At 57.6% G+C, this 22,689-nt stretch carries 17 protein-coding genes and 1 pseudogene; 10 read left to right on the top strand and 8 right to left on the bottom strand.

What is annotated here, in order from left to right; genetic code table 11:
* Positions 1 to 13: 13 nt before the first annotated feature.
* Positions 14 to 1,603: a maltose/glucose-specific PTS transporter subunit IIBC gene (malX, locus tag HFD95_RS01590; RefSeq protein WP_010670088.1), complete on the bottom strand. Its 1,590-nt coding sequence runs from the start codon at positions 1,601 to 1,603 to the stop codon at positions 14 to 16.
* A gap of 174 nt (positions 1,604 to 1,777) precedes the next feature.
* On the opposite strand from malX, the gene malI reads away from it, so the two are divergent.
* Positions 1,778 to 2,803 carry a Mal regulon transcriptional regulator MalI gene (gene malI / locus HFD95_RS01585; RefSeq protein ID WP_167429745.1) on the top strand — a complete coding sequence of 342 codons (1,026 nt, stop codon included), beginning with the start codon at positions 1,778 to 1,780 and terminating at the stop codon, positions 2,801 to 2,803.
* A gap of 42 nt (positions 2,804 to 2,845) precedes the next feature.
* On the opposite strand, the gene HFD95_RS01580 is transcribed toward malI, so the two are convergent.
* Both HFD95_RS01580 and manA read right to left on the bottom strand, forming a co-directional pair.
* Positions 2,846 to 4,345, bottom strand: coding sequence for a YdgA family protein (locus HFD95_RS01580; RefSeq protein ID WP_010245343.1), 1,500 nt, complete (start codon positions 4,343 to 4,345; stop codon positions 2,846 to 2,848).
* Between the two features lie 132 nt (positions 4,346 to 4,477).
* Positions 4,478 to 5,653, bottom strand: coding sequence for a mannose-6-phosphate isomerase (gene manA, locus HFD95_RS01575; protein WP_158149334.1), 1,176 nt, complete (start codon positions 5,651 to 5,653; stop codon positions 4,478 to 4,480).
* A gap of 199 nt (positions 5,654 to 5,852) precedes the next feature.
* On the opposite strand from manA, the gene fumC reads away from it, so the two are divergent.
* Complete coding sequence (gene fumC / locus HFD95_RS01570) at positions 5,853 to 7,250, top strand: class II fumarate hydratase (protein ID WP_010245332.1); 1,398 nt, start codon at positions 5,853 to 5,855, stop codon at positions 7,248 to 7,250.
* Between the two features lie 43 nt (positions 7,251 to 7,293).
* Here fumC and tus read toward each other — a convergent pair whose 3' ends face one another.
* Entirely contained in the window at positions 7,294 to 8,223 is a 930-nt protein-coding gene (gene tus, locus HFD95_RS01565) for a DNA replication terminus site-binding protein (RefSeq protein WP_033771708.1), read from the bottom strand.
* A 202-nt stretch (positions 8,224 to 8,425) separates the two neighbouring features.
* Between tus and HFD95_RS01560 the strand changes: the two genes are divergently transcribed.
* The 5 genes and pseudogenes from HFD95_RS01560 to HFD95_RS01540 all read left to right on the top strand — a co-directional run bounded on the left by HFD95_RS01560 (position 8,426) and on the right by HFD95_RS01540 (position 11,529).
* Complete coding sequence (locus HFD95_RS01560) at positions 8,426 to 9,610, top strand: MFS transporter (RefSeq protein ID WP_122888910.1); 1,185 nt, start codon at positions 8,426 to 8,428, stop codon at positions 9,608 to 9,610.
* Positions 9,611 to 9,817: 207 nt separating this feature from the next.
* Complete coding sequence (locus HFD95_RS01555; RefSeq protein ID WP_010245324.1) at positions 9,818 to 10,312, top strand: Rrf2 family transcriptional regulator; 495 nt, start codon at positions 9,818 to 9,820, stop codon at positions 10,310 to 10,312.
* 196 nt (positions 10,313 to 10,508) lie between these two features.
* The gene (locus tag HFD95_RS01550) at positions 10,509 to 10,691 is read left to right on the top strand and encodes a type II toxin-antitoxin system HicA family toxin (RefSeq protein ID WP_122888909.1); all 183 of its coding nucleotides are present in this window, start codon (positions 10,509 to 10,511) and stop codon (positions 10,689 to 10,691) included.
* Positions 10,692 to 10,713: 22 nt separating this feature from the next.
* The gene (locus tag HFD95_RS01545; RefSeq protein ID WP_010245317.1) at positions 10,714 to 11,139 is read left to right on the top strand and encodes a type II toxin-antitoxin system HicB family antitoxin; all 426 of its coding nucleotides are present in this window, start codon (positions 10,714 to 10,716) and stop codon (positions 11,137 to 11,139) included.
* 35 nt (positions 11,140 to 11,174) lie between these two features.
* A pseudogene (locus tag HFD95_RS01540) lies at positions 11,175 to 11,529 on the top strand (type II toxin-antitoxin system HicB family antitoxin).
* Between the two features lie 85 nt (positions 11,530 to 11,614).
* Here HFD95_RS01540 and oqxB read toward each other — a convergent pair.
* The gene (oqxB, locus tag HFD95_RS01535) at positions 11,615 to 14,767 is read right to left on the bottom strand and encodes a multidrug efflux RND transporter permease subunit OqxB (RefSeq protein WP_010670097.1); all 3,153 of its coding nucleotides are present in this window, start codon (positions 14,765 to 14,767) and stop codon (positions 11,615 to 11,617) included.
* A gap of 12 nt (positions 14,768 to 14,779) precedes the next feature.
* On the bottom strand, positions 14,780 to 15,934 hold the full coding sequence (locus HFD95_RS01530) for an efflux RND transporter periplasmic adaptor subunit (RefSeq protein WP_010245312.1): 1,155 nt from the start codon (positions 15,932 to 15,934) through the stop codon (positions 14,780 to 14,782).
* Positions 15,935 to 16,236: 302 nt separating this feature from the next.
* Between HFD95_RS01530 and HFD95_RS01525 the strand changes: the two genes are divergently transcribed.
* The 3 genes from HFD95_RS01525 (at position 16,237) to HFD95_RS01515 (ending at position 17,365) form a co-directional block, all read left to right on the top strand.
* Positions 16,237 to 16,578 (top strand): helix-turn-helix domain-containing protein, encoded by a 342-nt coding sequence (locus tag HFD95_RS01525; RefSeq protein WP_009090299.1) that lies wholly within the window; start codon positions 16,237 to 16,239, stop codon positions 16,576 to 16,578.
* A gap of 86 nt (positions 16,579 to 16,664) precedes the next feature.
* Positions 16,665 to 17,099: a ribonuclease domain-containing protein gene (locus HFD95_RS01520; protein ID WP_010670098.1), complete on the top strand. Its 435-nt coding sequence runs from the start codon at positions 16,665 to 16,667 to the stop codon at positions 17,097 to 17,099.
* Between the two features lie 2 nt (positions 17,100 to 17,101).
* Positions 17,102 to 17,365, top strand: coding sequence for a barstar family protein (locus tag HFD95_RS01515; RefSeq protein ID WP_010670099.1), 264 nt, complete (start codon positions 17,102 to 17,104; stop codon positions 17,363 to 17,365).
* On the opposite strand, the gene HFD95_RS01510 is transcribed toward HFD95_RS01515, so the two are convergent.
* Positions 17,362 to 19,728, bottom strand: coding sequence for a virulence factor SrfC family protein (locus HFD95_RS01510; protein WP_167429744.1), 2,367 nt, complete (start codon positions 19,726 to 19,728; stop codon positions 17,362 to 17,364). The genes HFD95_RS01515 and HFD95_RS01510 overlap by 4 nt on opposite strands.
* Complete coding sequence (locus HFD95_RS01505) at positions 19,725 to 22,688, bottom strand: virulence factor SrfB (protein ID WP_033757570.1); 2,964 nt, start codon at positions 22,686 to 22,688, stop codon at positions 19,725 to 19,727. Before HFD95_RS01505 ends, HFD95_RS01510 begins: the two co-directional genes overlap by 4 nt.
* Position 22,689: the final 1 nt, after the last annotated feature.

Here is a 22,689-nt window from a genome sequence, read left to right as displayed (position 1 = left end):
CGGCTCCGGCACTTCAGGCAGGGACATTCATCAGGTGTGACAGTTCATCTTTCACCGACTGCACCTGTGGACCAATAACCACCTGCAGGCTGGTCTGATTAAGATGGACCACACCTATCGCGCCGTTGGCTTTCAGCGCCGCATCATCCACTTTACTCATATCCGCCAGGGTCAGACGCAGACGCGTCAGACAATTATCCAGCGAGGTAATATTCTCCACGCCGCCAAGTGCCGCCAGAATAGCCGGTGAGTTATAGCCAGATTTGCCTTTACCGGCATTGCTGACCTGCTGCGCAACCGCACTGGCACTTTCCACTTCGCGTCCCGGTGTTTTGATATTGAAGTGCAGAATGGCGAATCGGAAAATCAGGTAGTAACCGACAAACCATATCGCTGCGACAACGGGTACCCAGTACCATTTGGTCGACAGCCCGTGCAGCACACCAAACACCACAAAGTCGATGATATTGCCGTCTGTATTGCCGATAGTGACGCCCAGTATCGCCATGATGCTGAAGCCAACGCCGGTCAGCAGGGCGTGGATCAGATAGAGGAACGGGGCGACAAACAGAAACAGGAATTCGATAGGTTCGGTGGTGCCGCCAACCACGCAGGCCACCACGCCGGAGATCAACAGGCCTTTGATCTTATGACGATTCTCCGGGCGGGCGCAGTGATAGATGGCCAGTGCGGCACCTGGCAGACCACCGAGGAAGGCAGGCATTTTACCCTGTGACAGGAAGCGGGTCGCGCTTTCAGCAAAACCGTGGGTTTCAGGGCAGGCGAGCTGCGCCTGGAAAATGGTTAAGGCACCGCTCACGCTCTTGCCACACACATCCAGTGTACCGCCTGCATCGGTAAAGCGCATGATGGCGACCAGAATATGCTGCAGGCCAAACGGCAGCAGCAGACGTTCGCCGGTACCAAAGATCATCGGGCCAAAATCACCCGCGCTGTTAATCATCCAGCCTAATCCGGTGATGCCCCGTGCGAAAAAAGGCCAGATTAGCGGGACGACCAGTCCCAGTAAACCAATCACCAGCGTGGTGATAATCGGCACAAACCGGGTGCCGCCAAAGAAGGCCAGCGCATCGGGCAGTCGGATGTTATGAAAGCGCTCATGCAGCCAGAACACCACAATACCCACAATGACCGCGCCCAGAATGCCGGTATCGATCGACGGGATCCCCAGGATCGGCTGAACGTTGTTAGCTTTCAGCACGGCGGCATCAGTGGTTGGCAGAATGCCGTGGATATTGAGCCAGAAGTTGATGCTGAGGTTTAGCACGGCATACCCCACAAAGCCGGCAAACGCTGCCACGCCCTTGTTCTCGCGCGCCATACCCAGCGGAATTGCAATGGCGAACATCACCGGCAGATAGCTAAAGGCGAACGATCCCAGTTTGGCCATCCAGAGAAACAGATATTGCAGCCAGGGGTGATCCAGCACAGGTAACAGGGTCAGGACATCACGACTGCTCAGCGAACTGCCAATCCCGAGCATGATGCCGCAGAAGGAAAGCAGGGCAACCGGCAGCATAAAGGTTTTGCCCAGACTCTGGAAAAATTCCCAGACGGACATTTTTTGGTGAGAGGGTGACATGAACGCTCCTGGATAAACGGACCACTGAGTGAAGTGGCGGGATGATAAAACGTTTTACCTGGATCTTATGCGCGCTGAATCACACTCTTCAGGTCATGGACGATATAATTCTGACGTTATAAGGTGTAACGTTTTACCTTGTTTTCTAATGCTGTAATTCAGTTGAGTAATCTGATGAGTAAAATCACCATCAATGATGTTGCGGCGGCGGCGGGCGTGTCGGTGACCACGGTATCGCTGGTGTTATCCGGCAAAGGACGGATCTCTGCGGCCACCATGGCGCGCGTGAACGAGGCCATTGAGCAACTCGGTTTCGTGCGTAACCGTTCGGCAACCATGCTGCGCGGGGGTGAGAGTGGCGTGATTGGCTTGATCGTCCGCGATCTCAGCCAGCCATTTTATGCCGAAATGACGGCAGGTCTGAGTGAGGCGCTGGAGAAGCAGGGCAAATTGCTGTTCCTGACGCAGAGCGGCGTCCAGGGACAGCATCTGCATCGCTGCTTTGAGTCACTGGTCGCTCAGGGAGTGGATGGCGTGGTGCTGGGAGGCGGTGCCGATAAGGCCAGCCAGATCGTGACGCGGGCCAGAGAGGTGAATATGGCCTTAGTCTGTGCCGCGCGCGCCAGTAGTCTGGAGGAGGTTGACGCTATCCGCCCCGATAATGCTCAGGCTGCGCGTCTGGCCACAGAATACCTGATTCGTCAGGGGCATCAGCGTATTGCCTGGCTGGGCGGCCATAGCGCATCACTGACCCGGGCAGAACGTCTTGGCGGCTACTGCGCCACCCTGCTGCAATATGGGCTGCCGTTCCGGCCGGAGTGGATTATTGAATGCGGTAACACGCAAAAAGAGGCGGCTGAAGCAGCGGTACAGCTGTTTCAGCATCATCCGCGGCTGACTGCCGTGCTGGCCTATAACGCCACTACCGCGCTGGGATGCTATTTTGGGCTGTTGCGCACCGGGCGAACATTCGCGCGGGGTGCAGTCGATAGCTATTACGATCAGCAGCTGGCTCTGATGGGCTTTGGCGATGAACCGCAGGCGGAACTGACCGATCCGCCGCTGACGTTTGTCACCAGTTCAGCCCGGGAGATTGGCCGTGTGGCAGCTGAGCGTATCCTGCAACGGATAGCGCAACCCGATGCCGCCCGGCAGAACGTGATTATGCCGCCGCAGCTGGTTATTCGCGGCTCGGCATAAAAAAGGCGACCCGGAGGTCGCCTTTAAAGGAAGAGTAGAGAATTACTGCGGCATCCCTTCGCTGGTCGGCATACCTAGCATATAGCGGGAGAGGAACTGCTCCAGCGTCATTTTGTCGCCGTTCATGTTCACCTGACCGTTGGTATACTGCAGGCTGGTGACGATATTGTTATCCTGCTGCTGGGTCAGGCGGAACATCTGACCCATCGCCGCCAGTCCTTTCACCTGCTGATCTGCCAGCTTCTGTGCGTCATCGGCCTGATATCCTTCAGCCAGTCCCACTTTATGCATGGTTTCGGTCGCCATTGGCATATTGATGACCAGCTTGCTGTCCAGACTCTTCAGTACCCGATCAACCATGGCGCTGAGTGTCTGGGCTTCGCCGGTCACCGCAGAGGGATCGTTGAAATTTGCGTTCAGGTTAAAGGTACTTTCACCTTTATCATTTTTCCAGCTCAGCGGGGCGATACTGATCGCAGGTGAGCCCTTCAGCAGCATCGGCAGGTTGCTCATCAGAATCTGATGCACACCCGCCTGGTAGCGGATAGGATCTTCCGCGACGCCAGGCTGGCTAAGCAGTTCCTGCATCTGCGCGTTGTAACGATCGGAGAAGGCTTTTACCGCCTGCGCATCAAACTGTGACAGTTTCATCTTCAGCGCTGCCTGACCAAAATCCTGCTTCTGCAGCTGAATGCCTTCAACCTTGTAGTCGATATTGCCGCCAATCTTACCGGCGCTGTTATCGAAAGAGGAGGTGCCTTTCATTTTGTGCAGCGTCAGGGCGTCCTGACCATTGATGCTGGCATTGACCTTCTCAATATCCACTGACTGGTCGCCAATACGTACGCCTTCCGGGCTGAGATGGGTGTTACCGCTCAGCTTCAGACCATTAATGGTGAACAGCACCGGCTGGCCCATCTCATTTTTACTGGTCAGCGCGAGGCTATCAACATCACTGTCCAGCGACACTTTGTCGCCTTTGTTATCCGCGCTGACGTTGAAGGTGCCCCCATTGGTGGCAAGACGCTCGCCGCTTTGCGCATTCTGATAATCAACCGGCAGAACGCGCAGCGCCGTATCGGTGGCACCGCTGTAGCCGATACGGGTATCGGCATTAATCAGCGACTTGTTGCCGGTCAGCTCAAACAGCTTTTTCACCGCATCGGTGTTAGCCAGTTCGGTATGAACCGACGCCATGCTCGGGATCAGATTGAAATGCTTCAGCTGAGCAAACGGGAAAGGGCCATGATCGATGGTTTCGTTCAGGATGATGCTCTGGCCTGGTTTCAGCAGGGGATTATCTTCCGTCTGCGAGTTGGCCTGAATCACCAGATTCACTTTGCTGCTGAACACGCCGCGCTGATAGTCCTGATAGCTGATCTTCAGTCGGCTGTTAGGGGCATAAGCATTCAGCTGGGCATTGGCGTTCTGCACCAGCTCATCCCTGTGGCTTTCAATCTGCTTGCCGGTGAACCATGCCGCGCCAGTCCAGACTACGCCCAGTGCGATGATGACACCTACGGCAACATTGGTCTTTTTCATTGCTGATTCGTCCTTATCCTTGAGTCCGCTTATGCCGCAGGTTTACCCCAGCGACTGAAGAAAAACGCCCGCAGGCGTTTAAAAGCTAATAGGTTGAAATGATAGCAGTTAACAGGCACTCCGTCAGCCGCTTCACCCTAAGTCGTTAAATACCCGCGCCAGTCGGCCCGTGCCTGCGACCATTACGGGGGATTCGCTGGCGGCAATGAAGCAGGATTCACCTGGTTTCAGCGTCACCTGCTGCTCGCCTTTGGCGATCACCGTCTGGCCTTCGATGCAGAAAAGCAGTGCGGCGCTCTGCTGCGCCAGCGGCTGTGGCTCTGCGTTCAGGGTATGAATGGCAAAGGCAAAATCCTCCACCGGAATCGGGAAGCGCAGCGCGTTGCCCTGTTGCTCTGGTTCGGTCAGCAGGGTGCTGGCTGGCTTCTCTTCAAACTTCAGGTTCGCCATCAGCTCGGCAATATCGATATATTTCGGGGTTAAACCGGCCCGCAACACGTTATCGGAGTTTGCCATCACCTCCAGCGCCACGCCTTTCAGATAAGCGTGCGGGGTCTCCGCATAGAGGAACATCGCCTCGCCCGGTTGCAGCGTGATTACGTTCAGCAGCAACGGCGAAAACAGGCCGCTGTCGTCAGGATACTCTGCCGCAATCATGCGAATGGTCTGCCACGGCTCACCCTGTTGTGCATCAACCGCGGATTTCAGGATGCCCAGCGCCAGCGATTTCGCCTCACCCTCCAGTGACAGCAGGGTAGAGAAGAGCGCGGCCAGCGTATCCTGATCGGGATGCTGCAGAAAATGGGCTATCTGTGGATGTGCGCCTGCAACCGGCTCCAGCAGTGAGACCATCTCCGTCAGGGTGCGAAAGCCATTCATCGCCTGGAAGGGCGTCAGCGCGTAGACCAGCTCCGGCTTGTGGTTGGCATCTTTATAATTACGCTCAGCAGCCGTCAGCGGAATACCCGCCGCATTCTCACGGGCAAAGCCCACTTCGGCCGCGCGTTTGCTGGGATGGACCTGAATCGACAGCGGCTGATCGGCAGACAACACTTTGAACAGGAAGGGCAGTTCACCAAAACGCTGTGCCACCGCTTCGCCCAGCATGGCGGCAGGCGCGGCATCAATCACGTCACGCAGCGAACGCTCGCTGCCCTGGTCAATCACGGTGGAGGGGCTTTTCGGATGTGCGCCCATCCAGAGTTCCGCCATCGGCAGCCCCTGTGGATTAGCGATTCCGTAAAGCTCAGTCAACGCAGTTTTGCTGCCCCATGCGTAGTTTTGCAGCGTATTGTTCATTTTTTGCATTGTATAACCCTTTATCACGGGAAATTATTGCCAGTATTAAAGCAGAAACTGCCGGTAAAAATACATCTCCAGCGCAAAAGGACGCTAAGCTCTGATAATGTTAAATTATTGTGTATTACTATCCTGACCGCCCGGCAGTCGATCGTAATGACGTACCGGGCGGTCATTCTTTTAAAAACCAGATGAAGGAGACGTATTCATGGCAGCCAATCGCATTGAGAAAGATTCAATGGGCCCCATCGACGTACCGGCAGACAAACTGTGGGGCGCGCAGACACAGCGCTCACTGGAGCACTTCCGCATCTCAACCGAAAAAATGCCGACCGCACTGGTGCATGCACTGGCACTGACCAAGCGCGCCGCGGCCAGCGTTAACCGTGATCTGGGACTGCTTCCCGCTGACCGCGCCGAGGCGATTGTCAGCGCGGCCGATGAGGTGCTGGCTGACAAGCATGCGGATGAATTCCCGCTGGCGATCTGGCAGACCGGTTCCGGCACCCAGACCAATATGAACATGAATGAAGTGCTGGCGAACCGCGCCAGTGAAATCCTCGGCGGCGAGCGCGGAATGGCGCGGCTGGTTCATCCCAACGACGATGTGAACAAGAGCCAGAGTTCCAACGATGTCTTCCCGACGGCGATGCACGTTGCCGCCGTTATCGCCTTGCGCGAACAGCTGATCCCTCAGATTCAGGTACTGAAAAAGACCTTAAGCCAGAAGTCCGACGCCTTCAAAGATATCGTCAAGATTGGCCGTACTCACCTGCAGGATGCCACGCCGCTGACCCTGGGCCAGGAGATTTCCGGCTGGGTGGCGATGCTGGAGCATAACCTGAAGCATATTGAGCAGAGCATTCCGCACGTGGCGGAACTGGCGCTGGGCGGCACGGCAGTAGGTACGGGCCTGAACACCCATCCGGAATATGCGGTGCGCGTGGCGAAGGCGCTGGCCGATCTCACGCAGCAGCCGTTTGTCACTGCGCCAAACAAGTTTGAGGCGCTGGCAACCTGTGATGCGCTGGTGCATGCGCATGGCGCGCTGAAAGGGCTGGCCGCCTCGCTGATGAAAATCGCGAACGACGTGCGCTGGCTCTCTTCCGGCCCGCGTTGCGGCATCGGCGAAATCGCCATCCCGGAAAATGAGCCTGGCAGCTCCATCATGCCGGGTAAAGTTAACCCGACCCAGTGCGAAGCGATGACCATGCTCTGCTGTCAGGTGATGGGTAACGATGTGGCGATCAACATGGGCGGCGCATCCGGTAACTTTGAGCTTAACGTGTTCCGTCCGATGGTAATCCATAACTTCCTGCAATCAATTCGCCTGCTGGCGGATGGCATGGACAGCTTTAATCATCACTGCGCTGTCGGTATTGAGCCGGTGCGTGAGCGCATCGATCAACTGCTTAACGAATCGCTGATGCTGGTGACGGCGCTGAATACCCATATTGGCTATGACAAAGCGGCAGAAATTGCCAAGAAGGCGCACAAAGAGGGGCTGACGCTGAAAGGCTCGGCGCTGAAGCTGGGTTATCTTACCGAAGAGGAGTTTGATGCCTGGGTACGGCCGGAAGAGATGGTCGGCAGCATGAAGTCGTAAGGTTTGAGTGAGTCAGAGGCCAGCGAAAGCTGGCCTTTTTTATTTATATCGGACAATCGACCCACAGATGCAGTCTGGGGATTAAAAGATTCAGCGGTTCTGCAGCAGGTTTATAACGATGGTTAATATTATCGGCATCGTAGTTAAGCAATTCGCCCAGTACCGGAACCTGCGTGCGATCGCGACAGATAACCAGAATCGGTGAAGGACAGGCCAGCTGAGTCTGTTTTTGTTCATCCGCGCGCCAGACGCGGGCAACCGGCTGGACTTTTACCGGGCGCTTGATTTTCAGCCGGGCTGAGGCGGGCAGGGCACGCACGCTTGCCAGCTCCTCCTGCACTTTTTCCGCCCACTGTTCACGTGACCACGGCGCTTTTGCACGTCCCGACTTCAGGCTTTTTTCCAGCTGCGCGATCACCTCTTCGCGCTTGAGATTCTTGATAATGTGCTTGTTGGCCCAGCCGAAACGCAGGCTGTCCGGTGCGCTCAGCAGGGTGATAGTGCGATAGGCATTCAGGGTGATCAGCCCGCGCAAATGCTGGTGGACGAACTCAAAACGCGCCTCACTCGGCAGGCCAGAGTCCACCGTAATCAGCTGCTCAAGCCGTGCTTTCAGCTGATTGATGACGTCGACCAGTGCGCCGATCTCCGCTTCCTGCTGCGCGTCGCATTCGATACAGAGCGCGCCAGGTAAGCGCACGGCAGCCTTGGTGCTCAGCTGTTCTGACTGATGCTGCATAAACAGGCGGCAGTAGTGGTCAAGCGCCATTTTTAACGCGCTCTCCCCGAGATGCTGCTCGACGGCAATCCGGGTGATCGCTTCATGTTCGCGACCTTTAACCACCGGCGGCAGGCTGAAGACGCGGGCGATCAGCAGAGGCTGCGCTTCAATCTGCTGACGCAATTCACCCAGCGCCAGTTCCAGGTCATTTACACATTGATGCATATCAGCCACTAAGTCGTAGCGCGTCATGTTGTGCCTCCATAGTTACAACGTCCACAATGTGGCAGAAGCCTGGCAAGGATGCAAGCGCTATATAGTTACAACATACTGAAAGGGTTGTACTCAAAACCGTGCGGCCTGCATGGCTATCCAGTCAAAAGGGCATCACGCATTTTGGCTTATCGCAGAACATGTTATAAAAACGGTTCGCCTGCTAACCAGGAGATTGCCTGTGAATCAGAACAATAAACCCGGCATCGCCGCCATTATTACCCTGGGCTGGGTGCAGATCCTGTCATGGGGCGGGTCGTTCTACCTGATGGCGGTGATGGCGAATCCGATTGCGGCTGAGACAGGCTGGTCACAGCAGTGGATTTATGGCGCAATCTCGACCGGGATTCTGGTATCGGGCCTGCTGTCACCGCTGGCAGGCAGGATTATCGCCCGCACCGGTGGCCGCCTGTTGCTGGCACTGAGTGGCATGGTGATGGCGGTGGGGCTGGTGATCATGGCTTATAGCCACTCTCTGCCGCTGTTTCTGTTTGCCTGGGTAATTATTGGCATCGGTATGGCGATGGGCCTTTATGACGCACTGTTTGCCACGCTCGGCACCTGCTATGGCAGTCAGGCGCGTGCAGCGATCACCGGTATCACCCTGATATCTGGCTTCTGCACCACGCTGGTCTGGCCGGGAACGGCGTTGTTAATCCACGGATTCGGCTGGCGAAACGCGTCGCTGATAATTGCGGCACTGATGGTCGTCTGCGTGCTGCCTGCCTATCTGTTTGCCTTACCCGACAGTCACGCTAAGCGGCCGGAGAAACGACTGAGTCCGCAGCCTGGCTCGGCGGAGATTGCGCCTGCGCTGTTCTGGCTACTGTGTGCCATCTTTACCCTGGCGTCCGTGATCATGACGGCTATTTCCGTGCAGCTTATCGCCTTGCTGCAGGCGAGTGGTCATACGCTGACCTCGGCGCTGGCGATCAGCGCCGTACTTGGCCCGTGTCAGGTGGGATCCCGACTCGTCGATATCGCCTTTAAACGCAGTCATCCCATCCGTACCACCTTTTTTTCCGTCGGGCTGGTGGCACTGGGCTTGCTGTTGCTGGCATTGTTTCCGCAGATGGCGTTGCTGAGCATGGTGTTGTATGGCGCAGGAAATGGCTTACGTGCCATCGTGCGCGGAACTTTACCGCTGGCGATGGTCAAACCAGAGTCCTATGCGATTGTGGTGGGTAAAATGGCCCGCCCGGCGTTGATGGGGCAGGCACTGACGCCGCTGATAGGTGGATATGTGTTTGAAAAGATGGGAGCATCGGCGACGCTGTGGTTGCTTTGCGCCCTGGCAATCTTTAACGTGGTACTGGTTATGGCGCTGAAGCAGCGATTGCCGGCGACAGCGGCCACCACGGCATAACGGAACGGTTCTCCTTGCTCCGCAGGAAGAGGGCCGTTAGCAGGCTAAGCACCTTGTGCTATCGGGCCTCAGGCTTTGGTGAATACGTGCCTTGTCACCGCCGGTTTGCTTCAAAAAAGCAACAGTGTTTGTTATATTTATTGCTCATTGATTGTTCACTTATGCGGCAATAAAACAATAAGATGCACCGCAACTCAGGATAAAGAAATGCTTGATTACCGCTTCCCGACAGCTTTGCAAATGGTTCTGAGCGTAGCGATGGCGGAGCAAATGGGAAAACGCTCTACCAGCGCGATTCTGGCCTACGGGCTGGAAGCGAATCCCAGTTTCATACGAAAATTAATGGTCCCGCTGACCCGTGACGGCATTATCGTCTCCACGCTGGGCCGTACCGGTTCGATTCATCTGGGCCGTCCTGCTGCAGAAATTACTCTGCGGGATATCTATGTCTCCGTGATCGAAGACAAAAAAATCTGGGCCGCGCGTCCAGACGTCGCGCCGCGCTGTCTGGTCAGTGCCAACCTCTGCTGGTACTTCAAGTCGATAGCCGATGAAGCCGAGCAGGCGTCGCTGGATGTGCTGGCAAAACGCACCGTGGCAGACGCACTGAACGAACTGAAGAAACGCGACACCAGCAACTGCACCGCCGTGCCGGAACCTGAACCCGAAGAGATTGATGATCTCTGCAAAAAGAGCCGCTGATTAGCGGCTTTTTTTATGCCTGCTGGTCAGTAACTTCCTGCCTCAAATCTGCCATAAGCCAATAACTCACTTTCCTGGGGTCGGTTATCACGCTGAACCTGATAAACATTTGAAAATTCAGCATCCATCACAACATTAATGTTGTATTGATTATCACCAATGTTATTCTTGCTGTTATACACAGCGAGGGAACGCGATGAAGTACAGTGAATTCAGACGCTGGCTCATTCAGCAGGGCGCTATTTTGACTAAGCACCGCAGTGGAAGCAGCCATTTCAAGGTCTTCCTGGGCGACAGGCAATCCATTTTTCCGGATCACGGAGCAAAAGAAATGCCTGAAGCTACGCGCAGAAAAATTTTAAAAGATCTGGGCCTGTGAGCCCGATCAGAGAGGTAACTCTATGTTTAATTATGCCGTCAGATTAACTCATGACGCCAAAACCGATACCTATGAGGTCTCGTGTCGTGATTTGCCGTTACTGCATTCCGTCGGTGACACCGTTGAGGAAGCACTTGCAGAAGCCGAAGATGGACTGGTGACGGCAATCTCTCTCGAGATGGATACGCGTCGTCCGATTCCGGTTGCCAGTAAACCGCTGGAAGGAGAGTACATCGTCTCTGTGCCTGTACTGGTGGCAATGAAAGCGGCACTTTACAACGCAATGATTGAAACCGGCACCCGTAAAGTCGATCTGGCACGCCAGCTGGGTGTGAATGGTCCACAGGTTGATCGACTACTGGATGTGGAGCACTCATCGAAAGTCGAAAATGTGGAACTGGCGCTGGCTCAGCTGGGACGCAAAGCCCGGATTGAAATTCGGACCTGATCATCTGTCCGCAAGCAGAACGCTGGAGGTCAAAGATGAGTAATAATTCAGATCTGGCTAATGTCGCCGGGCAACCCGCCATGATCACCTATGTTCCTGAACTCAACATGTTCCGTGGGCGCTTTACTGGCATGTCAGGCTACTGTGATTTTGTCTCTGACAGCGTACTGGGGCTGTACAAAGAGGGCGAGATTTCGTTGCGCGAATACCTGGAAGATTGTGCAGCCTCCGGCATTAATCCCTATGCTGAGCAGGAAAAAATTAAGACCTTTACGGCTGCGCTATCCTGAATCGCTGGGAGAGCGCCTGTCTCAGGCTGCTGCGCAAAATGAAACCTCGCTGAATGCGTTTATCATTGAAACGCTGAATGAAAGATTAAAGCGGCGCTAGCCTGCAAGGCGGGGTCTGCCGGCATCAGTGAATCACAGGCAAAAAAAGGGGCGATCATATGGTCGCCCCTTTTAACTTTTACGGTTTACGCCGTCACGGACGATGCACTACCTGACCGGCGCGTCACCAGCTTGCGCAGGGCCACATAGAACACCGGCGTCAGGAACAGGCCGAACAGCGTCACGCCGAGCATGCCGGAGAAGACCGTAATACCCGTAACGCCGCGGACCTCTGCACCCGCGCCTTCACCCAGAATCAACGGTATTGTACCGGCGATAAAGGCGATGGAGGTCATCACAATCGGACGCAGACGCAGGCGACACGCTTCCAGCGCCGCTTCCACAATCCCTTTGCCCTGAATCTCTAGCTCCCGCGCAAACTCGACGATCAGAATCGCGTTCTTACAGGCCAGCCCCATCAGCACCACCAGTCCGACCTGCACGAAGACGTTGTTGTCACCGCCAGTCAGCCAGACGCCAAACAGCGCAGAGAGCATGGTCATCGGCACAATCAGGATCACCGCCAGCGGCAGCGTCCAGCTCTCATACAGCGCGGCCAGCACCAGGAACGCCAGCAACACGGCCATCGGGAAGACAATCAGCGCGGTATTGCCCTGCGTTGACTGCTGATAACTCAGATCGGTCCACTCGATGTTCATGCCGTTTGGCAATAGCTGACCGGACATCGCTTCGAGCTGACTCATCGCCTGCGCCGAGGAGAGTACGCGTGGGTCGGCATCACCAATCAAATCCGCCGCCGGATAGCCGTTATAGCGGATCACCGGGTCGGGACCGTAGGTGGTGGTAATGTTGACCATGCTGCCAATCGGCACCATCTCACCGCGATCGTTTCGGGTCCGCAGGTTAGCGATATCTTCGATGCTGTCGCGGAAATCCCCGTCAGCCTGCGCCATCACCCGCCAGGTGCGGCCAAAGCGGTTAAAGTCATTCACATACGACGAGCCAAGATAGGTCTGGAGCGTGCTGAACAGCGCGGTCAGCGATACTCCCTGCGCTTTGGCTTTATCCCGGTCTACCTTCACATCAAGCTGCGGAACGTTGGCCTGATAAGAGGAGATGGGGAAGTGCATCCCTGGCGTCTGCATGATGCTGCCTGACAGCGTATTAATCGCCGTCTGCAGTGCGCCATAACCCAGACCCGCGCGGTCCTGCACATAGAGCGAATAGCCCGAGCCCTGGCCCAGCCCCAGAATCGGCGGTGGCATAATCGAGAAGCCAAAGCCCTGCTGGATTTGAGCGATCTTCGCATTGATCTCAGCGTTGATCTCCGCCGCCGTATGTTTGCGCTCATTAAACGGCTTAAGACCGAAGAACACCGTGCCGCTGTTCGGCGTATTGGTGAACTGCAATGCATTCAGGCCAGGGAACGCGACCGCATAGGCGACGCCTTCGGTCTGCATACCGATTTCGCTCATCTTACGAATCACAGCATCCGTGCGCGCCAGAGAGGAACCTTCCGGCATCTTCACGCCACCAATCAGGTAGAGCTTATCCTGCGTCGGAATAAATCCACCTGGAACGGTGTGGAACATAAATCCGGCACCCGCCAGCAGCAGAATATAGACGCCAAACACGGCGCCACGGCGACGCAGCGTACGGCCCACCAGCGATTCATAACCATGGGCACTGCGCTGGAAGAAGCGGTTAAACGGCCGGAATAGCCAGCCAAACAGCGCATCAATGATCCGCGTCAGCCGGTCTTTCGGCGCGTGATGATCTTTCAGCAGCATCGCCGCCAGCGCAGGCGAGAGCGTCAGCGAGTTAATGGCAGAGATCACTGTAGAGATGGCGATGGTAGTGGCGAACTGCTTATAGAACTGCCCGGTGACGCCAGAGAGAAACGCCATCGGCACAAACACCGCGCACAGCACCAGCGCAATGGCGATGATCGGCCCGGAGACTTCACGCATCGCCTGATGTGCAGCGGCGCGCGGCGACAGCCCCATCTCAATGTTACGTTCGACGTTCTCCACCACCACAATGGCGTCATCCACCACGATACCAATCGCCAGCACCAGCCCGAACAGGCTCAGCGTATTCAGCGAGAAGCCAAGCAGATAGAGCACGCTAAAGGTACCAACTATCGAAACCGGCACCGCCAGCAGGGGAATGATCGAGGCGCGCCAGGTCTGGAGGAACAGAATCACCACCAGCACGACCAGAATGACCGCTTCCAGCAGAGTCTGCACCACGGCTTTAATCGAGTCGCGGACAAACACCGTCGGATCGTAAGGCGCGGCCCATTTCACGTCGTTGGGAAAGCGGGTCGCCAGCTCATCCATTTTGGCGCGAACCGCATTGGAGAGGTCGATGGCGTTGGCGCCAGGTGCCTGGAAGATGCCGATACCGACCGCATCTTTGTTATTCAGCTGCGAGCGCAGGGCATAGCTGCCCGAGCCCATCTCAATCCGCGCCACATCGCGCAGCCGCACCAGCGAACCATCTTCCGAGGTTTTCAGGATGATATCGCCAAACTGTTGCTCGCTCTCCAGTCGTCCCTGGGTGTTGATTGACAGCAGAAAATCGCTCTGTTTTTTCAGCGGCTCGGCACCCAGCTGACCGGCAGAGACCTGCACGTTCTGCTCCTGCATCGCCGTTACCACGTCAGAGGCGGTCAGACCACGCGCCGCCACTTTATTAGGATCAAGCCAGACGCGCATCGCATACTCGCCTGCGCCGAAAATCTGAATCTGACCGACACCCGGCAGCCGGGCCAGCTCATCTTTCACCTTGAGGGTGGCGTAGTTACGCAGGTAGAGCGAATCGTAGGTATTGTTCGGTGAGAACATGTGGACGACCAGCGTCAGGGTCGGCGACATCTTCTGGGTGGTGATCCCCAGCCGACGCACATCTTCCGGCAGACGGGCTTCCGCCTGCGCTACGCGGTTCTGCACCTGTACCTGCGCCTGATCAGGATCGGTGCCTGGACGGAAGGTGACGGTGGTCACCAGCACGCCGTCAGAACCGGCCACTGACTTCATGTACATCATGTTTTCGACGCCGTTGATTGCCTCTTCCAGCGGCGTCGCCACGGAATCCGCAATCACTTTCGGGTTAGCGCCTGGATACTCGGCGCGCACCTGTACGCTGGGTGGCACCACGTCGGGATATTCACTGACTGGCAGCAGCGGGATGGCAATCACCCCGGTCACAAAAATCAGGATCGACAGCACCGCAGCAAAAATGGGCCGGTCGATAAAAAAGCGGGAAAAGTCCATAGCGGCCTCGGGTTATTGAGCGGCTGCCGCACGCATGGCGACCGGCTGAGCAGTGACCGGCATGCCGGGCATAAATACTTTTTGCAGACCGGCGATGATGACCTTGTCGCCGGATTGCAGACCCGATTTAACGATGCGCAAACCATCCACCATCGCGCCAGGCTGGATATCGCGCCGCTGCGCTTTACCTTCGCCATCCACCACGTAGACATATTTGCGATCCTGGTCGGTCAATACCGCTTTATCATCGATCAGCACCGCCTCGAACTGCGCGCTGCCGGGCAGACGCACGCGGGCAAACAGGCCAGGCGTAAACTGCCGCTGTTGATTGTCGAGCAGGGCGCGCATACGAATGGTGCCGGTGCTGGCGGTCAGCTGGTTATCCAGGAAGTCAATTTTGCCCTGGTGCGGGAAACCCTGTTCGCCGACCAGCGCAATCTCAACCGGCAGCGCATGGCGCTGCTGGCCCTGACGCGCCATCGCCTGATAGTTCAGGAAGGTGTTCTCATCGACATCGAAATAGACATACATCTGCTGCTGCGACACCAGCGTGGTTAACACACTGGCGCTGTCGCCGGCGGTCACCAGGTTACCGGCGGTGATCATCGCCCGGCTGGCGCGGCCATCAATCGGCGCGGTGACGCGGGTAAAGTCGAGGTTCAGCTGCGCCATATCGACCGCGGCCTCTGCGGCCAGCACATCCGCCTGCGCCTGACTGGCGGCAGAACGACGCTGCTCCCACGCTTCGCGGGAAATCGCCTGCGTGCCGATCAGCTTCTCGCTGCGGCCCGATTCGCTGCGGGCCAGACTCGCCTGACTGCGCGCCCGGGCCAGTTCCGCTTTGGCCTGCTCCAGCGCCGCGCGGTAACTCCGGTCATCAATGGTAAACAGTACCTGACCTTTTCTGACCTCATCGCCTTCACGATAGTTAACGGCATCAATGTAGCCAGAGACGCGCGGACGCAACTGCACGCTCTGCACCGCTTCAACCCGGCCATTGAAATTGTCCCACTGACTGACCGGTTTGATCAGCACGGGTGCGGCACTCACTTCAGGCGGCGGGGGAGCGGCGTTTTGTGCCACACCTTTATCGCAGCCGCTCAGTTGCGTGATGAGCAGTACCATCCCTAAGAGGGTTAAACCCTGACGAACCCGGTTCGTAATCATTGTTGTTATTCCGCGATAGATATAAACAGGCGGCCTGCAGGCCAATATTTGCAACTTTTAAGATTGCAATTAATCGCGGTGAGTGTAGGCTTGCGTGGCTGGCAACTGCAAGAATAACAGATACACTTTATGTGCGGTTTAGGGCAGGGCGATGAAAGCCTGAACAACTTAGCTAAAACCCCACAAATAGTGCGGCATTTAATGTACTAATAAAACTTGCATTAAATGGCATAGTCAGCCACCCTTAAGTGTAACTGCAACTGATACTAATACTTTTCGCCACGGCGACAGGAGAGACTGGAATGATGAGTGATGCTTTTATTCACGATTTAATCGACTGGATTGATAACAACATCGAAGCACGTCTGGATCTGGATACCGTTTCAGAGCGCGCGGGCTACTCCAAATGGCACCTGCAGCGCATGTTTAAAGAGCACACCGGTTATCCACTGGGTGAATACATCCGGGTTAAGAAGCTGAAGAAATCAGCCGACCGCCTGACCAGCACAGATGAACCAATTCTTAATGTGGCTATCTCGTTAGGTTTCGACTCTCAGCAATCCTTTAACCGCAGCTTCAAACGCCAGTATGGCGTCGCGCCGGGTGCATGGCGTCGGCACAGCGGGGATTCGCACGCAGCATAACCTCGCCAGGGCCAGCTTGTCTGGCCCGCGCTTTTCTCTGCGCGCAAAACTGGTATCATCTGCGTCCTGTCGTCACGGATGCCATCATGTCAAAAAAACTCTGGATTGGACTTTTTCTCGTCCTCGCGGCCTGTTTCTACGGCCTTAAACCCTATCTGAATTCCGTTTCAGCCCCTGCCCAGGCGGATATCGCCACCCTGACTGACGCCCATACCGTGGCGCGCTGGGTGCTGCAGCATCAGCAACTGCCGGACTACTACCTCACCAAAAACGACGCGCGCAAGCGTGGCTGGAATCCGGCCAAAGGCAACCTGTGTGACGTGTTGCCAGGCAGAGCCATTGGCGGCGATCGCTTTACGAACCGTGAGAAGCGTCTGCCCGCGCGTGCGGGCCGTCAGTGGTATGAAGCGGATGTGAATTATCGCTGCGGGCATCGCGACGCCGATCGCCTGGTCTACTCCTCAGACGGGCTGGTGTTTCTCTCCACCGATCACTACCGCAGTTTCAGGCAGGTGCCCTGATCATGCTTAATCTGACCTTTGACCTGCGTCAGCTCACCACGCGCGCGGCGTTTTATCAGCAGTTTGCTGAGCAGAGCGGCTGTCCGCAGACCTTCGGACATAATCTGGATGCGTTATGGGACTGGCTGACGGGCGGGATGGCGCTGCCTGCGACAATGTGGTTGCAGCACTATGCCGCACATCAGGCCGATTTAGCGCCGGTGCTGGCGCTGCTGGAAGAGGCGGCGCAGTCGCTGGAGGGCGAACTGCGCCTGATCATTGATTAAGCGCGTAGCGGCTTGAGCAGCGCTACCAGCGCTTCGCGTGCTGCCAGTGGCAGATCGCCGCCGCCAGTGTAACCATTGTTCTCAATGATGACCTGGTTCAGCCCCACCAGCCAGTCGTAGATATAGTAGGCCGTGTGGTTGGCCGGGGCGGCAGAGAGTTTGGTCAGACGCTGACCGGAACTGAAGCTGACGCTGGGAGCCGGAGGCCGCGAGAAAATCACCTGACCCCGGTTAACGCGGCTGGCAGGGCGTTCATTTTCAGGACGCTGTAAAAAGCCGAGCCAGGCCACAAAATCCCCCAGCACCGTCATCGCCCGCGTCACCTGACGATCCGCGCGTGATTCATGGCTGACGCTCTGCGTATCGGGCTCATGAAGCGCCAGCTGCAGCTTTTGCGCGATATCGGTGCGGAATCCGGCCGTGATCAGCTCTTCAACCAGCCACTCCATCGTTGGCTTATCCACGTTCAGCAACGCCAGCAGGCTGCGGTTTTCCGGCAGCTGACGCAGATGATCCAGCCACAGCAGCAGCACCTGACGCGGATACTGCTGCGCGCTCTGCAGACTCTGACGCGGCTGAACCGGCGCTTCAGCCGGGCTCTCACTGAACAGGTCAAATTCAAACCCGATACCGAACTGATTTTCCGGTGCCTGAATACTGGCCGGTTTGCTGCCTTGTAAGGCGGACTGATTGAGCCACAGCTGACGCAGCGCCTCACGCGGCGGCTGCAGGCGTTCCAGCAGCTCGCCATGCAGGCCGGTCCGATGCTGTAAACACTTCAGTAGCGTATCGGCGATATTCTGTTTGCGTGCCGCCTGTTCCGGGCTGGCACCCGCTTCGGTCCAGGGCAATAAACGCCGCTCCACCACAGTGTGCTGAATCTGCGCCAGCTGAGCCAGCAGCATGTCGCGGCGCGCTTCCGGCTGCATCTCATCCTGCAACCAGCTCGCCATGCGGTCGACGCCCGCGCGATCCAGTGCCAGCATCGATCCCCAGTGCTGACCGGGCTGTCCCATCTGACGCTGCACCGCTTCATCCACATTGACCTGCTGATGGCGGGCATCGAAAGGGGTAATCGCCCAGATCAGACGCGGTTTCTCTGCGGATTCCTGTGCGGGCTGCTGACGCTGCCATTCGCGCAGCGTTTCGCTGGCGAGGTCGGCATCCTGACGCTGGCTGGCTGCGGTACAGACCAGCAGCAGATCAATTGCCTGACGCGCGGCGTAAAAACCAGGCAGCAGGGCACGTTTCTGTTCCAGCAGTTGGGCACGCAGCGGATCCTGCTGCTGCAGGCGCTGACGATCTTCCTGGGTTGCCGCGTCACCGGACTGGCCTGGCGCGGGCAGTTCCAGCATATCGGCATCATCATAGAGCGCGGTTCGCGGTGTGGAACTCAGCGGGACCAGCACTTCCAGCGTCAGCAGCGCCAGTAATCCCAGCGGCACGTTCTGCGCCTTACCGATGCGGTTACCATTCAGCGGGCAGACTTCCACCAGCTGCTGCTGATCCTGCTCACTGGCCGGAACAATCAGCTGCTCGGCTGGCAGTAGTGATGTGTCGGTCAGCAGGCTCAGCGGGGCGAGCACCCGGCTGCTGTTACGCAGCTGGTGACGCAGATGCAGCAGGGTGCGCAGCATCTCATTCAGTTCAGGCTGACCCGGCCACAGCAGTGAAAAAAGCTGTACCCGGTCGTCAACGCTGAGCCAGGGCGCCAGCTCAACCGCCTGCGGCCAGAAATGACGATCAAGCCGCGCATCGTGGTGCGCACGGCGACGGCACCAGGACCAGAGTGTCACCAGCGCATCGCCTTCCAGACCCGCCAGCGGCGTGGCGAGGCGATGACGCTGCAGGCGCTGCAGTGCGCTGTCGATCTGTGCGGTGTCGGGCGTTGTCGCGCCGGCACAGGCGACCATCAGCCGTACGATCTCCGCTTCACTCAGCAGCATCAGTTCAACCGGCCACTCGTTTGAAAGCGGCTCGCGCTGATGGCTGAAACGGGTGGCGGTAGCAAAATCGAGGTTGCCGGGATTGATATGCTGAAACCAGTTCAGCAGTTTATCACCCATGCGGGTCACTAACTGGCCCTGTGCATCGGCCACCATTTCGTTCAGCAGCCAGGCCTTACCCGCCTGCGACTGGCCAAACAGCGCCAGCGTCACCGGACGCGCCACTTGTTGCGCCAGCGCCTGAGTCTGCACGCGCGCCTGGCGCAGTTGCAGCGTCAGGGTTTCTGCTTCCAGCGCCAGACGCGGCGACTGCTCACGGCTGCTCTCAATCCAGGCCAGACTGTTATTCAGGGCGTCCTGCAACAGGCCAAGACGTTTTGCCAGCGTTTGCGGCTGACGGGGTTTCAGGGCTTTCATCGTTTACACACGCTCCCGCTGTCAATCCAGTATTGCGCATTGGCATTGCCGGTCGCCGACAGGGTATTCAGCTTAAGACTCAACTGCTCCAGCGGCACGCGGGTGCCATCATCCAGGCGGGCATCGCTCAGCACCAGACTTTCCGGGCCGGACGCGTCGGGTCCGGCTTTTACCGCCAGCCGGATGCGCAGCACGCTCTCACCGGCCACTTTACGCGCCAGGGTGGCGTCGTTCAGCGTCAGGCTATAGAGCGGCGAGGCGGGCCAGCGATCGTTATCAAGCTGGCGGAAGCCGAGACAGACGTTGCCGCGAATACGGAAACTGCGCTTTTTATCCAACACATAGCCGGGATCGTCGAGGTCAATTTCGCTGTAGCAGAGGTTCTCGTCCGTCAGCGCCTGGTTTTCGTCGAGCATGCCAAGATAGCGAATCGTCGAGTAGGGTTCAAAATCGCCTGCGCGGAACCAGAAGCTGCTGAGGCGCAGATCCAGCGCCAGCAGGCAGAGCATCGCGCCGACCGCCGCGGTCGATTTCGGGTTGTCGATGCGGCCATGTTTGTTAAACGGATACCAGTCGCTGGTGTGATAGCCTTCCAGCGACAAAATACGGCTGCCCGGCAGCGGTTGCAGATGACGCACCAGCGCCTGAATGCCCGGGAAGCGCGACGGGCGACCGGTCAGCAGCAGCACGTCACACTGGTAGAGCGACACCACTTCACACATTGAGCGCAGCGCCGGGATAATCGCCATCCGGTGCTGCATAAATTCGCCGTGCAGCTGGGACAGGCTCACCACCAGCGGCACCTGCAGCAGGTCAAAGCGGCTGTTACCGCCCAGCTCGCGCTGAATCTCGCCGTTGACGAAGGCCAGTACCGCTTCGCCCGGCGGCTGATCGACCAGCTCGCCAAACAGTGCGTTGATCTCCGCGTGGCTCTCCAGCGGATCCCAGTTTTCGTAGCGTTCCAGTACCGCCTGCGCCAGCGGAATAAACAGTTGTAAGGTGATCTGCTGACGCAGCGTGGCCTGACCGTCCATGCGGCTGTCGTGACCAAACAGCTTGTTCATCAGCGGTTCCGCCAGCGTCAGGCCCGCTTTCTGCAGATGCTGCTGCAGCGCCGGTAAAATCCACAGCTGAATCACGTCCAGCAGGATATCGTCGCCCGCGACTTTAAAGCCTTCGCGGAACAGCAGTCGCGGCGTGATTTTGACGTTGTTGCCCTGACCATCATCCAGACGATACTGGGTGATGGCGAGGTCAGTAGTGCCGCCGCCGATATCAATCGAGGCGATGCGCAGGCTCTTGCCTGGCAGTTCGTCAGCATCGCGCGGGCGATCCGGACGGGCCATGCTGCTGAAAAAGTCTTCGGCGCGACCGGCAAAGTTGACCTGGGTTTCATTAAACAGCCAGACCATCTGACCACAGGTCGCTTCATCCCACTCCATCTGCACATCCGGCAGCGGTTTCGGGTTCTGACGTGGCAGTGCTGGTGAAAGGTCATCTTCGTCAGCCAGCCAGCCTTCCGCTTTCCAGACCAGCGCCAGCGCCTCCTGCATCCGGCGGCGGAAAATTTCACGCTCCGGCTTCGGCATCGCTGACGGCAGCGTCAGGATCACATGGCGCAGCTGACGCGGCGCGTGGCTCTGTGGCATCCGCTGACGCTGTGCCGCGCTGTTCATCTGCATCAGCGCCTGAGCCAGCAGCTCACACAGCATAAAGGTCATCAGCGAACTGCGGCTGTAGTGCGGAGAAAAGACCGGCAGACGATCGTCGGGTGCCAGCGTCGAGAGCGGCTGGCCTTCGTCGTTGAGCAGGGTGGTAAAGGGTGCGGCATAGGCCAGCGGTTCAGCCTGCTCGCCGGGCGTGTTAAAACGCCAGCCTGGCTGATAGCGCGCCTCATCCCACAGATAACGGCGCGGGCTGGAGAGGCCGGTGCTGCCTTCCAGTCCCACACGCTGCAGGGCCAGACGGCTCGCTTCACGGCCGACGCGCGTCAGAGAAGGCCACATAAAGGCCTGCTCACGACCGCTCTCCAGCGAGAAGTTCGCTTTGCCAAAACGGGTCTCGGCAAACTCCAGACGGCTGTCAAACAGCTCGTTGTAAACCTGATGCGGCTGCGACAGATCGCGCAGCTGCAGCTCATAGGTCTGTTTCAGGCCGTTGCTCTCTTCCGGGTGATCTTCAACCAGAATGCCGCAGGTATGGGAGTTACCGACATCCAGAATGATATCGACATTGACCGCCGGGGTCTGCAGCGTGGCGGCCTGAATATGGATCTCGCTGAGGTCGAGCTGTTCGCCCAGCAGTTCCAGCAGATTGAGGTAGTGCGCCTGATACTCAAACTCGCGCAGCGCCTGATTAATCGCCTGTTCGCGGCGATCGGAGACGCGGTCGGTAAAGGATTCGCGCAGCCAGCCGTCAACCCAGGTCAGGTCAAGAAAATCACCCAGCTCGTAGTTGTGCCAGGCGAGCGCAAAAGTCACACCGTTCTGAGCATCAGCCGGGCTGAGGCCGAGCTGTTCACCGCCATCCTGTTCCGCCACGCAGCGGGTATCAAAGGCCAGGCTGACGCGATGGGTATTGCCCGCTGCATCGGGCGCGGGCAGCGCAACCAGACGCATCCGCGCCCAGTTTTCAGGGCCGCCGATAAAACGACGTCCGCTGGCACAGCGCAGCATCGGCAGCGGCAGCCAGCAGGCTGACAGCAGAGAGAGCGAGTCCGCCAGCGCGATATCAGACTCCGGGCGCACCACTTCCGCAGCGCCGCCATCTTCCGGATAGAGCAGGAACTTACCGCTGTTGCCATCGACGTTCAGGCGCAGCAGCGGGCCGTTGGCGGTCTGGCGCACAAACTGGCGGCGCGCCGGGGTATCTGAGAGTTGCAGGCCGAAATCCAGAAACTGCACGCCGCTGTTTTCAATCAGCGAAATTTTTTGTTTGTCATCGATCAGGGGAGCCAGCATC

This window comes from Pantoea sp. EKM10T (assembly GCF_011800685.1).
Taxonomy (GTDB): Bacteria; Pseudomonadota; Gammaproteobacteria; order Enterobacterales; family Enterobacteriaceae; genus Pantoea; species Pantoea agglomerans.
This window is presented reverse-complemented; position numbering and strand designations above follow the sequence as displayed.